This window comes from Exiguobacterium sp. s193 (assembly GCF_018618755.1).
In the GTDB taxonomy this organism is placed as follows: domain Bacteria; phylum Bacillota; class Bacilli; order Exiguobacteriales; family Exiguobacteriaceae; genus Exiguobacterium_A.
In genome coordinates, this window is sequence record NZ_JACSMR010000009.1 from 87,938 (window position 1) to 100,122 (window position 12,185).

At 48.1% G+C, this 12,185-nt stretch carries 10 protein-coding genes; 4 read left to right on the top strand and 6 right to left on the bottom strand.

Annotation, left to right across the window (positions count from 1 at the left end):
• Window positions 1-7 precede the first annotated feature (7 nt).
• Window positions 8-505 (top strand): PCYCGC domain-containing protein, encoded by a 498-nt coding sequence (locus tag KNQ04_RS11455; protein WP_214850882.1) that lies wholly within the window; start codon window positions 8-10, stop codon window positions 503-505.
• 79 nt (window positions 506-584) lie between these two features.
• Here KNQ04_RS11455 and KNQ04_RS11460 read toward each other — a convergent pair whose 3' ends face one another.
• Window positions 585-1,016, bottom strand: coding sequence for a hypothetical protein (locus KNQ04_RS11460; RefSeq protein ID WP_214850885.1), 432 nt, complete (start codon window positions 1,014-1,016; stop codon window positions 585-587).
• Window positions 1,017-1,191: 175 nt separating this feature from the next.
• Between KNQ04_RS11460 and KNQ04_RS11465 the strand changes: the two genes are divergently transcribed.
• Window positions 1,192-2,214 carry a zinc-binding alcohol dehydrogenase family protein gene (locus KNQ04_RS11465; RefSeq protein WP_214850886.1) on the top strand — a complete coding sequence of 341 codons (1,023 nt, stop codon included), beginning with the start codon at window positions 1,192-1,194 and terminating at the stop codon, window positions 2,212-2,214.
• A gap of 405 nt (window positions 2,215-2,619) precedes the next feature.
• Window positions 2,620-5,055 (top strand): ATP-binding protein, encoded by a 2,436-nt coding sequence (locus KNQ04_RS11470; RefSeq protein ID WP_214850887.1) that lies wholly within the window; start codon window positions 2,620-2,622, stop codon window positions 5,053-5,055.
• A 42-nt stretch (window positions 5,056-5,097) separates the two neighbouring features.
• Here KNQ04_RS11470 and wrbA read toward each other — a convergent pair whose 3' ends face one another.
• The 3 genes from wrbA to KNQ04_RS11485 form a co-directional block, all read right to left on the bottom strand.
• Complete coding sequence (gene wrbA / locus KNQ04_RS11475; RefSeq protein ID WP_214850888.1) at window positions 5,098-5,703, bottom strand: NAD(P)H:quinone oxidoreductase; 606 nt, start codon at window positions 5,701-5,703, stop codon at window positions 5,098-5,100.
• Window positions 5,704-5,806: 103 nt separating this feature from the next.
• Complete coding sequence (locus KNQ04_RS11480) at window positions 5,807-6,826, bottom strand: ABC transporter permease (RefSeq protein WP_214850889.1); 1,020 nt, start codon at window positions 6,824-6,826, stop codon at window positions 5,807-5,809.
• Window positions 6,823-7,554, bottom strand: a complete 732-nt coding sequence (locus KNQ04_RS11485; RefSeq protein ID WP_214850890.1) for an ABC transporter ATP-binding protein — start codon at window positions 7,552-7,554, stop codon at window positions 6,823-6,825. The genes KNQ04_RS11480 and KNQ04_RS11485 overlap by 4 nt, the downstream gene beginning before the upstream one ends.
• Window positions 7,555-7,727: 173 nt before the next feature.
• Here KNQ04_RS11485 and KNQ04_RS11490 point away from each other — a divergent pair, with 173 nt between their 5' ends.
• Window positions 7,728-8,342: a TetR/AcrR family transcriptional regulator gene (locus KNQ04_RS11490; RefSeq protein ID WP_214850892.1), complete on the top strand. Its 615-nt coding sequence runs from the start codon at window positions 7,728-7,730 to the stop codon at window positions 8,340-8,342.
• A gap of 139 nt (window positions 8,343-8,481) precedes the next feature.
• Here the strand turns inward: KNQ04_RS11490 and KNQ04_RS11495 are convergent, their stop codons facing one another.
• Window positions 8,482-9,528: a DUF2332 domain-containing protein gene (locus KNQ04_RS11495; protein WP_214850893.1), complete on the bottom strand. Its 1,047-nt coding sequence runs from the start codon at window positions 9,526-9,528 to the stop codon at window positions 8,482-8,484.
• Window positions 9,529-9,896: 368 nt separating this feature from the next.
• Complete coding sequence (locus tag KNQ04_RS11500; RefSeq protein WP_214850895.1) at window positions 9,897-12,068, bottom strand: hypothetical protein; 2,172 nt, start codon at window positions 12,066-12,068, stop codon at window positions 9,897-9,899.
• Window positions 12,069-12,185: the final 117 nt, after the last annotated feature.

The window sequence follows — 12,185 nt, forward strand, 5'->3', positions numbered from 1 at the left end:
GAAGTTCATGAAACGACAGACAGGATGGATGTTGACGTTGACAGCAAGTCTGGCACTTGCTGCCTGCGCTCCGGCAGAACAAGCAGACAAACCGGCGAAAACGGACCATGCCGCCCACGCGACGCACGCTGCCGGCGACCAGCTCGAGCAGACAGCTGACAAAACAATTGCACCCGACTTCTTGAAAGAGACTGATGCCTCGACTCAAACGATTTATCTTGCCGTCGCCAAACATCAAGATTTACTCGAAAAGATGCCTTGTTACTGCGGGTGTGGCGAAACGGCCGGTCATACGAGTAACTATGACTGCTTCATCGCCGATCAGACCGAGTCAGGTGCGACTACTTGGACGACGCACGGGATCACATGCGGAACATGTCTCGATATCGCCGCTCAATCGATTGTCGCTTACGAACAAGGGACACCGATGAAGAAAATTCGGAAAGATATCGATGCCGCATATGCCAACACGGGGGTTGTACCGACGAAAACACCAGCCCTTTAATGAAACAGGACAAAGAACCCCTCGAAGTGATGAAGATGACTGCTCAGTCGTCTTCATCACTTCGAGGGGGTTTTGTGTTTCAACGTTTTGCTGTCGCATGCAGAACAAGCGCTTTACCGGATAACAATTCATCGAGCTGATAATACGTATGCGCCCGAATCGTTCCAACCGTTCGCGGTTGATGCCGTAACTCATACGCTACTTCAAGTAAGTAGAACTTGTACTCCTCGGACTCCGAAAAACCAAACCGTGCGCGTCGCTCTTCGATGTACGCACACAACCGACGTTGTTGTGCTTCTGAAAAACGAGCCAACTGAGCAGCGACCGGTTCATTCGGTCGCAAGACGAGTTCGCGTTCCGTCCGGTAAAGACGGTTCATGACTCCTTGTGCGCGGCGCAAGGCAATTAAACGCGCGCGTTGGTAAGAACGGGGATGCGGATGGGCATGGACGAGATGTCGCTCAATCATCGCTTGTGTTTGTGCAGCAGGTAGTGAGAGGACGTCATACATACAATCAAACTCCTTTTTCATTAATTAACAATGGGTCTATTTTACCATAAATACCCAAAAATATTCATTGATGATGAAAGGGAAACCAATTTCTTAATTTCTCAAGAACGTTTCATTTTAGCCAGACGGTGGAAAACTTTCAAAGATACGTGAAAACGAGAGAGGATGTCGAACCATGCCACAGATGAAAGCAATCGGATTTCACCAACACCTTCCGATCACAGAAGACAATAGTTTGATTGATCTTGAACTGCCCCGTCCGGAGGCGAACGGTCACGACTTACTGATTGAAGTCAAAGCGGTCTCCGTCAACCCCGTCGATACGAAAGTCCGCGCACACGGTCAAGATGAAACGGAACCGAAAGTCATCGGGTATGATGCTGCCGGAATCGTCGTCGAAGTCGGGAATGACGTCGGACGGTTCGAAGTCGGTGACGAAGTCTATTATGCGGGTGCCATCAACCGTCCGGGATCAAACAGTGCTTTCCAACTCGTCGACGAGCGAATCGTCGCGAAAAAACCGGAACGGTTGACGTTCGCCGAAGCGGCGGCGTTGCCGTTGACGACACTGACGGCATACGAAGCATTAACCGATCGCCTCCATATCTCGTTTGACGCCAAGTCGAACCTCGACAAGACGATTTTAATCATCGGTGCAGCCGGAGGTGTCGGTTCAATCGCGACCCAGCTCGCAAATAAAGCCGGCCTGACGGTCATCGGTACCGCTTCGCGCAGTGAAACGATTGACTGGGCGAAAGCACATGGCGCGCACCATACAATCAATCACCACGAAGACTTCCGTCCACAACTGGAAGCACTCGGTTATTCGTATGTCGACTACATCTTTTGTCTGAATGCGACCGATCAACACTTTGAAGCGATGGTCGATGTCATTGCACCGCAAGGAAGTATTTGCAGCATCGTCGAAACCGACAAGTTGCTTGATTTAAGTGCCCTGCAACAGAAGAGTGCGAACTTCGTCTGGGAATTCATGTTCACCCGGTCCCTGTTCCAAACACCTGACATGATGCGGCAACACGATATCTTGACGCAAGTCGCGGCGTGGCTCGATGCAGAGGAGTTAGAAACGACGGTCACGAAAACCTTGACCGGCATCAATGCCGCAAACTTAAAAGAAGCACACCGGCTCGTTGAAAGCGGAAAGACGATCGGGAAGGTCGTCGTCACAGAAGTATAAGTAAACAAAAGTCGCCAGCATACAGCAGGTGACTTTTTTTGCACCTGAAACGTTTTCATTCCGCTCTCGTCTGCTCCGTCAGTGCTGGATAGACCACCTTCCAATCGGTTATTTTCATCGACAAACACAACCTTTCGCTTTCAATGATTCCTGTCATGACGACCTTAGTCATCACTTTGCTAAGTCTACTCAATATCATGATAGATACGATTAAACGAATGAAGCTTCTTAAGACAGACTAAAGTGGTATGTCTTTTTTGATTTATCCTAATAATTATTAAATTTTTTAACTTTTCTTATATATTTTTAAGTCTAAAAAATGTACGATTATGGTGTGAAAAAAAATGTATCGTATATACATCTAATATTGGTGAATATTTATGTAAAGGGGCATCCACATACTATATGAATAAATGGTTCAACAAAAAAATCAGTCGGCAAATCATGTTTGCCTTTTATCTAATCTTACTAACACTTTCCCTCACGTCGATTGCTGCTTACTTCTATACGAGTCATCAAGTCGCAGATGCGGAAAGCAAACTTGATGCCATCAGTACACGCGAAGAACGGGCGACGAAGCTTTGGGATACATGGCAATCACTTCAATATGAAGTCAGGGGTTACGTTGTTTTCGGCGATGATGCCGTCCTCGACGTCATCGATTCGAAACAAGCTTCACTCGAACGCCAAACGAAATGGTTCGAACAAAATCGCATTTATGACGCTGATCAAATTTATGCGACGGATATCCGTTCACTCTATACGTCATACACAAAATTCGTCATGCCTAGTTTTTTTAAATATGTCCAAGCAAAAAAATCTGGGACGATTGACGAAACCTTCCTTGCAATACCGAGCTTAACGAAAATGATGCCAGATATTCCAGCAAACCCAAATCGAAAATTTAAAATGAAAGCTGATGATAGTGAAACGATGCGTAAAAGCGTCAACACGATGGAAACAGTTTTTACGAATTATCGAAATAGTCTGAAGGAAAAGGAAGAAGGTGCAAAGGACCAACTGGTTCAACAAACGAAGTATGCTGGTTGGATTTGGTTGATTAATCTAGCTGTTCTGTTCCTCGTCGTCCTGTGGATCGTCCGTCCTTTCATCGAACGGACGACTCAGCAAATTCAGCTGCTCAGTAAAGAAAGTAAGTTGCTAGCCCAAGGACAACATACGGCACCGTTGATTCCGATTGAACGATCTGACGAAATCGGCGAGCTCAGTAAGTCGTTCCATCAGATGGCGTCAGCATTGACGGATAATAAGCATCGCCTGATGTCAACGAATGACAATCTTGAAAAAGCACTCAACATGACGTTGCGCAATGAAGCACTTTTGAAAATCCGTAACCAATTGACGGAGACACTCGCGTCACGTGACTCCGTGACGGCTTATCCTGCCGTCATCGAAAAGATGATCGAAATTACCGATTCCACGCACGGTTCACTGATTTTCAAAGATGGAACGACTGTGACGAATATCGTTTCACACGGAATGACTGAACAAGAACAAGACACTCTCATTACAACGATTGAGCCGTTAATTCTTCAAGCCCGACAGGATAAGTTAACGCATACGACTCAAATCGAGCAACGCGCCCTAGCTGTCACTCCGATTCTTGATCCGAGTACAAATGAAATCATCGCCTACATTCATTTAATGCGTCTGCAGCGTCCATTCAATGAACAAGAACAAGAAGAACTAGCCATTTTCTCGCGTCAACTCGCTCTGTCACTCTTACGGATGCGGTCGTTTGATGAGATTGATCGAGAACGCGAAAAAACATCCCGTCTTCTTAACTCGATTCGCGAATCGGTCGTCTATATTGAACCGGATGCTTCAATCCAACTCATCAACCGACCCTTGCTCGACTTATTCAACCATTCGGTCAATCAAGATTCCGACGTCGAGTGGCTCATCGATATCGATGAATCAATCGTCAACTTAAAGTATCGGATTGACCAGTTGCCTGAGTTTGAGCGTTATTTACACCAAACCTTCGTCCTCCGCGAAATCGGTGAAGGCATTACGTTCTCAATCGATCAGGAAAAACGGTTCATTAAAACGTATGCCGAAGAAATTCATTACGGTGGTCAATTCCGGGGAATCATGCTCGTCTTACGGGATGTCACGAACGAAGTCGAAATCGATCGTTTAAAAAATGAACTCGTCTCGACGATTTCTCATGAGTTACGGACACCACTCTCATCCATTTATGGATTTACTGAATTAATGATTGAGCGCGAACTGTCACCGAACCGGCAAAAGAGATATCTAGAAGCCGTCCATTCGGAGACGAAACGTTTGTCTCTATTAATTAACGACTTCTTAGATTTGCAACGGATGGAAGCCGATCGTCAAGACTATGAGTTTGAGTCGTTCGATTTAATCGAACTGATTGAAGACTTGCAACAATTCCATAGTCTATCGTCGACGACACATACGATTGCCGTCACCCATGACGTCGCAACACTTCCAGTCGAAGCTGACGCAAAAAAAATCCGCCAATTGTTCGGAAATTTAATCAATAATGCTATCAAATATTCACCGGCCGGCGGGACAGTCGAGGTTCAAATCGCAATCCGAGGCACCCATGCCTCTGTCGCAATTCGTGACCAAGGAATCGGGATTCCAGCATCCGCGATGGGCGAGTTGTTCCAAAAATTCTACCGGGTCGACAATTCAGATACACGCCAAATCGGCGGAACGGGACTCGGTTTATCGATTTGCCGTGAAATCGCCCGTGCCCATGACGGCGAAATTCATGTCGAGTCCATCGAAGGTGAAGGATCGACTTTCACAGTCGACTTACCACTCCAACAATTTCAGGCATAACAAAACGCGCCCTTTCCAAAACGGAGAGGACGCGTTTTTTAATTATCCTTGTTTTAGACGACTTGCGACTTCGACCGTCCGTTTTGCTTGATGGCGGACTGCCGGTTCAACTGATTCAACCATCTTCCCTTCTTGGTCGACAGTAACGGTCGTACCGTATGGATTTCCGCCTGCTGCGAACAGCACAGGATCCGAATAACCAGGTGCTGCGACAATCGCACCCCAGTGGAACATCGATGTATAGACGGCGAGAACGGTCGCTTCCTGACCACCGTGCGGATTCTGTGCGGAGGACATCGCGCTGACGACTTTATCGACAAGTTTCCCTTGTCCCCAGAGCCCGCCCGTCGTATCAAGGAATTGTTGGAATTGGCCCGGGACATGTCCGAAACGGGTCGGCACACTGAAGATGATCGCATCCGCCCAGTCGAGTAAATCCGGTGTCGCTTCCTCGATGTCGTGTGTTTCATCCGTATGTTTTTGCCAGAGCGGGTTCGATGCAATCGCTTCTGCGGGTGCCGTCTCTTTGATTTTTGCAAGGCGGACTTCCGCACCGGCAGCTTCGCCCGCTTCTTTCGCCCATGTAGCAAGTTGATGATTCGTACCGGTCGAACTGTAGTAAATGACTGCTAATTTCACGTTAGACATGGAATCGCTCCTTTTTTAACGACAGTGACGGACAATGGATGTACACGTTATCTTTTCCCATTTCCCTCAGATAAAAACGCAATTCCCTTGAATTCAAGATTTTTTAAGTGTTTCTGAATTTTTTAAGCGCAAGAACATTGATCAGATAGAGCACAACGATGTATCCGACAAGGCCTAACAGATAGCCCCAAATTTCCTCAAAACCGTTTCCATACACCATGATTTCCTTAATCGCACTCGCCCCGTAAAAAATCGGCATCACATAACTTAAATTACCGAGATGGTACGGGATTAAGTCGAGTGCAATCAACCCGGAGAAAAAGACTTGCGGGATGATTGTAAACGGAATCAGCTGGACGACTTGTAAAGCGGAGCTTGCAAACACGGAAATCGTCGCCCCGAATAAAACTGCTGTCGTCGCGAGTAACAGCAAAACAAGTAACACAAGAAAAATGTTTCCGTTCGACGCCATCTGTAAGATATAGACCGTGTACAGGACAATTAGGATGGCTTGAAGGATGGCAAAGAAACTGTATCCGACCGTATACCCGAGGATGACTTCACTCCGTTTGATGGGCGTCATCAACAGACGCTCAAGCGTCCCATCACTCCGTTCCTTGACGAATGCCATCGCAGAAATGACGAAGACCATAAAAAATGAGAACAAGGATAAAAACACATACCCGAGCGAATCAAACGTCGACTGGTCGGTCGAACCATGGACGTAAGTCGTTGCTATTTTCGCAGCCGGATTAAGCGAAGTAAGACCTGCTTGAATTTCTTTGACTGCAATCGAAGATTTCTTCGATGGTTCTTGCAACGTGATGTCCGTTCCCTCCCGATCAGCCCGGAAAACGGCATCGACGTCGGGATGACTGCTGAGATAGGCTTTAGCCGACTCCACGTTATTCGGCAATTCAATCACATCAAGTTCCTGCTTTTCTAGCACCATTACGACTTGCGGAGGTGTCACCTCATCGACCGCGATGACAGGGACATAATCCGTATCGCCGAGCAGCAGGTAGATCAGCGTCAAGATCAGCAACGGCGCAATCAAAATCATCATCACACTCCGCTTATCGTTTAATGTTTGACGGACAACACGTTTCGCTAATTGCATCATCGCGGGTCGCCTCCTTTTTGCTGATCTGCCGCTAAAAGGAACAGTTCTTCGACACGACCCGTCTCCGTTTTCGCAAGTAAATTGTCGACCGTGTCGTATTCAATCAATGCACCGTTGTAGATCAAGGCAGCCCGGTCACATTCAATGACTTCATCCATGACGTGCGTCGAGACGACGATCGTCGTTCCGTCCTGTTTAATCTGATGGAACTGCCGCCAAATTTCCCGCCGTAAGACGGGATCGATTCCGACAGTCGGCTCGTCTAAAAACAAAACTTTCGGTTTGTGTAAAATCGAAATCGCTAACGATAACCGTTTTTTCATCCCACCTGAAAAAACCTGGACTCGTTTGTGACGATGTGCCGTCAAGTCGACGATCGTCAGTACTTCCTCAATCCGTTGTTTGAGAAGCTGTCGTTCCAACTTATACAGCGAACCGAAAAAATTTAAGTTGTCTTCTGCCGTCAAGTCTTCGTACAAGGCATTGTTTTGCGGCATGAATCCGATATCGTTCAGCAGCTTCATGTTCGGCATCAACGTCTCCCCGATATGAACTGTTCCTTTACTTGGGGCAATCGCGCCAATCATCAAGCGGATTAAGGTCGTTTTCCCTGAGCCCGACGGTCCTAACAGACAACAGATTTCACCGGACATGATCGTCAAGTCGACGTCGCGAATCACCTCTAGCTGATCAAACGATTTACTCGTTTCCTTTACTTGAATGTTCATAAAATCGCTCCTTTCCTTCTCTACCGACTGAAATAAAAAAATAGAGATATTAGACACCGTGTTGTTTATAATCAAAGTATAACGAGTCCGTCCGGAAGGCGACAATAAGCAATCACCTGGATTGTGTTGCTTTGACGACACATCCGTTCAATGTGTTGAAAAGGAGTGATGACATGAGTAAGGAACAACAAGATTTACGGGTGATCCGCACTAAAAAATTGATTAGAGAGGCCATGTTGACCTTGATTGAAAAACAGGGCTTTGACAGCATCACCGTCAAAGATATCGCGAAACAGGCGGAAATCAACCGGGGGACGTTCTACAGTCACTACGAAGATAAGTATGATTTGATGAATACGTACATCGAAGAGATTTTTCAAGAAGTGGAAGAGAAGCTGATCAAGAACCTGCAACGTCTGTTCCATCAGGAAAATGCAACCGGCTTTCCACCGGACGCTTACCGGGTGCTGGTTCCCTTTTCCGAGTTTCTTCAACGCAACCGTGTCATCATGAAGTCACTGTTGGGTCCGACGGGCGACTTACACTTTCAATCTCGCCTGAAGCAGTTCATGCATGACGCACTCTTCAAGCGGGCGTCCGGTTCGTTGTTCCTGAAACAAAAAGCCCTGGTCCCAAGCGACTATCTCATCTCTTATATCGCTTCTGCCCACATCGGTGTCATGCAGGAATGGCTCATCCAAGACCGCGATGAATCCCCGGAAGAAATCGCAAAAATCATTTTCACGATCACGACGCAGGGACCACTTCGGGCCGGCGGTTTGATCTAATTCCATCACACAATATGCTGTTGCGCACAACTGACGGTGTCTAAAAAACGAAAAAAAAGGGACGGTCACCTATCAGCGATAGGCCGTCCCTTCTTTCTCGTGTCTGATCCCACATCAACCAACTACTCCCGGGTGTTTCTTAGTTCGACAGAACGGAAGCATTCGGTAATAACCATTTGAACCAACGCCCATGCCCGTCCGTTTCAGCAATCGTCTGTTCATGAAGTGCCCCGTCCCGGTACAGGTCGAGGTGTAAATAACGGTCCTGGACATTATTGTACAGGTGATAGACATCACGCGTCTGTCCTATCTGCTCGACGACGTGGAGCAGTTCTTTTTTCAGCGCAAGCGGCAACTGGTTTGCGACATGGGTATGGAAAATACACAGGATATGCGCTGTCGGAATCCGTTCGGCACATGGTTTAAGGAGTTGAATGCCGTCCCCTTCAATCAGCTCGAGCGGATGCTCGGCGACGTAACGGGCCGCCTGTTCAAACAGTTCGATCCGCTCATGGTGTTCCGTCCAAATCAATGCCTTCAACCATAATTGTTCGTCACGATCCGTCAAATCGACGGTGTTCAAGTCGAGTCCGATCCGCTCGGCGATTGGTGGTGCTGTTCGCGCAAGCGGCGGGACATGCTCACCCTCGATCGTCGACGTCAAACGAAGACGCGACGCCGGATTCCCGAACGTCTCCCCCGTTCCGTAGTCATACGCGTACTGGTCGAACAGCAACTGTAGACCGGCACTCGTACCGATCTCAAGTAAGGCGAGCGGACGCTGTTCGGCTTGATGAATCATCCCGAAGACCGGATAGAGATAGGTACACCGCCGGACTTCATTCGTTTGGACGAGACGCGTTGTCAGCAACCCAATCAATTCCGGTTCGTAGACCTGACAAAAATCCTGAAAAGCAGGGAATGATTCATCGAACGGTGCGGCGTCCGCCGTCACACTCGGGTAATACCGGGCTAACGGATGCTCGATCCCTTTTAGTAACAGATAATGGACGGCACCAAACAACAGGTTCGGCACCGGTTGTCCGTCCCGTGCCTGTTGGCATATTGTCAAAATCGCTGTGTCATGCGCGACGTGACGCGACAAGTAGTCGTACAACGGGCTCGAGTCCTTGCACTCGCGTTCCGCGAACGTCTGAAACCGTACCGCTAATTCTTCGTGTGTCATCTATCTTCCCCCTCGTTTCATTCTCTCATTAGAAATTCACCAAATATTTCCATTCTCCTTTAATGCAAAAACCTCCTCCTACTGTTGTAGGAAGAGCTCAGACTGTAGATAACGTGCGATCGGGAGATCAGGCGTCTGTTTTCGTTGCTTTCCTCGGGCGAGGCGCAAGCCTTGCTCCTTGATCCTATCGGACAACGAGCAGGGTCTTGCCTGCCTCTGAACGTGCGTTAAAAACGCACTTTTCCCGTAGGAGTCAACGAAATATGACGCTTTTTAGGTAATACCGTGACGGAAAGCGGTGCATGCAAACGGTTTACTTCTCGATATCGCATGTTCCACGCTTCATAAGCGTTTGTGACAACGTCGCGTTATTTGACGGTCAGGGTAAACGTCTTACTCTTACGGTGTTTCACCGATTCTGCGTAGACCGTTACTTTTGTGCCCCGTTTTTGTTTCGGGAATGTCATGGTCTGTGTTTTGCCGGTCGCGACTTTTGTATACCGTTTTTTATTGATCGTGACGACGATTGTGTTTCCTTTCGTCGCCTTCATTTTCCAAGACTGACTCCGGGTACTCAATGCCGTCGTATACGATTTGAGTGTCGGATTTTTTGCTGCGACCACCCGCAGCTCCGACACTTGCAGCTGTGTTCCTTTTCGCGCGACCAGTTTGACGACTTGCCCGACTTTCAGCGGCTTTGTCTTGATCGCGAAAATCCGCGTTTTTTTCCGGTCAATGTAAGCTGTATACTTACCGTCGATGTACAGTTTTCCGTAGGAAGCGTCGAAATCAAGTGCCCCTTCAATCAATGTCTGCTCATCCGTGATGCCGTCATACAACGAGCTGTGGGATAACGTACTCGAAATCATCGTGCTGCCTTTTAACGATAAGGACTTCGACGCATACTCCCCGCTCCGGACGATCCGGTACGTCTCCAAGTCATTCGCATATGGAATCGTCAGCGTCGTCATCTTTTTCGCCGGGACGGTGACTAGCTTCTTCTTGCCGGCGTAAACCGTATACGTGCCGCCGTCGACAGTACTTTCGAGTTGGTACGTGACCGTTTTAAAATTATTGTTCGTCGATTTTTTGAGGAATGGTGTTTCATACCCTTTGACCGTCCACTCCGTCGTGTGTGCCTGATCAAAGAAATAATCGTCGCCGACTGTCATCTTAATCTTTTCCCCGAGCAATCCGGTCGTTGATAACGGTAAAGTCAGCAGTCCGTCCGCATCGGAAAGCGCACTCGACAGCCGTGTCCCGTCCAAGCGGGTCGCGGTCACCCAGACGTCCGGTTGACCGATGTTCAGTTTGTACGTGTAGAGCCCTTCCTTGACCTCGGATAGTTGTTTCAGGTCTGCGGTCAAATACCGTTTGTACTGATAATCCGTCTTCGTCCGGAAAACAAGCCCGCTCTCTGCTGTGTAAGCCGCACTGTAGCTTGCGTCATTAATCCGTTTCGGACTGGTCGGGATGACATAGTTCCCTTGCTGCTGTTCGATATTCCCGCTGAAGACAAGATCGCGCAATGCGAGCAGCGCCTTCGTCCCGTCAATCCGTGTCAGTTCGATTTTCGGTTCAATCACGGTCTTTTCCAGGAAAGCCGTCTGGTCCGCCGTTAAGTCGTCGATTGCGATTGGCTGACGTAAGTAGTCGGCAAACGACATCATCGTAATCTGACCATTGACGGAGTATGCAACGCGGCCATCGTGAAACACTTGGCGTGCCAAATTGTCGGAGTAGTCGACGAGCGTCCGGATTTGTCCTGTCTGTTTGTCGAAGTAATACAACGACGACGAGCTCATGTTTTTCTTTGACGTATCGCGTTCACTGAGCTGGAAGTAGAGACCGTCTGCTGTTTCGTACGCCCCTTGGCTCGATTGCTGGGTCCGCGCGTTTGGTAACGGATACGTTTGATTCGTCTCGACATTCTTCAGGACGGCCGCTCCGCTCAAGTCGACGATCCAGTCCACTGTCAGCGGCGAGAAGTCCGTCGTCGCAACGGAACGAACTTTCTTGAATATCCCGTCCGCCTGCACGTCATACCAGTCGGCTAGACCCGCCCGGTGCAGGGAAAAGCGGTTCGGACTGAGCCATCTCACCGAAGGACTCCGGTCATCGGTCACTGTATCGCTGATGACGAACTTTGAGCCTTGCCTTGTCAGGACATGATAATCGTGCAACGAGTTTGCTACCAGATGATTTTCGTCGATGATCTGCACGCCATGCAGATGATCCGGCAAGTCGACTTGTTCCGATGTGCCGGTTTTGGCATCCATCAAATAATAGGGATTTTCCGATTCATTGTATTCATCACGGAACAAAAATAACGTCTTTTCATACGATGTCCCCTGCTGGACCAAATACTTCGAGACGCCTGCCGGATACGGTGTCGTCTGTTTTGTTTCCCAATCATAAAAGCCGACAATCGCCTGATCGTCCCTCTGTACTTCATACGGTGCTGCCTCCGTGCTTGTCGTCAGCGTCATCCAGGCGCCGCAGACAAGTGCCGCGCTTCCCATCCAATGTTTCCAGTTCATTTATGTAGTACTCCCTTTCAAAAATAAGTGATTAATTCTATTTTATTCCATATTTTATGGAGATTCAGATATTATTTAGCGAATCAGGTCAATCAAATTTTCTTATTTAAGACCGAA

Bases quoted from the DNA above. Each gene is read 5' to 3' on its own strand.
- KNQ04_RS11455 (WP_214850882.1), top strand. From the start codon at position 8: ATGAAACGACAGACAGGATGGATGTTGACGTTGACAGCAAGTCTGGCA.
- KNQ04_RS11460 (WP_214850885.1), bottom strand. From the start codon at position 1,016: ATGTATGACGTCCTCTCACTACCTGCTGCACAAACACAAGCGATGATT.
- KNQ04_RS11465 (WP_214850886.1), top strand. From the start codon at position 1,192: ATGCCACAGATGAAAGCAATCGGATTTCACCAACACCTTCCGATCACA.
- KNQ04_RS11470 (WP_214850887.1), top strand. From the start codon at position 2,620: ATGAATAAATGGTTCAACAAAAAAATCAGTCGGCAAATCATGTTTGCC.
- wrbA (WP_214850888.1), bottom strand. From the start codon at position 5,703: ATGTCTAACGTGAAATTAGCAGTCATTTACTACAGTTCGACCGGTACG.
- KNQ04_RS11480 (WP_214850889.1), bottom strand. From the start codon at position 6,826: ATGATGCAATTAGCGAAACGTGTTGTCCGTCAAACATTAAACGATAAG.
- KNQ04_RS11485 (WP_214850890.1), bottom strand. From the start codon at position 7,554: ATGAACATTCAAGTAAAGGAAACGAGTAAATCGTTTGATCAGCTAGAG.
- KNQ04_RS11490 (WP_214850892.1), top strand. From the start codon at position 7,728: ATGAGTAAGGAACAACAAGATTTACGGGTGATCCGCACTAAAAAATTG.
- KNQ04_RS11495 (WP_214850893.1), bottom strand. From the start codon at position 9,528: ATGACACACGAAGAATTAGCGGTACGGTTTCAGACGTTCGCGGAACGC.
- KNQ04_RS11500 (WP_214850895.1), bottom strand. From the start codon at position 12,068: ATGAACTGGAAACATTGGATGGGAAGCGCGGCACTTGTCTGCGGCGCC.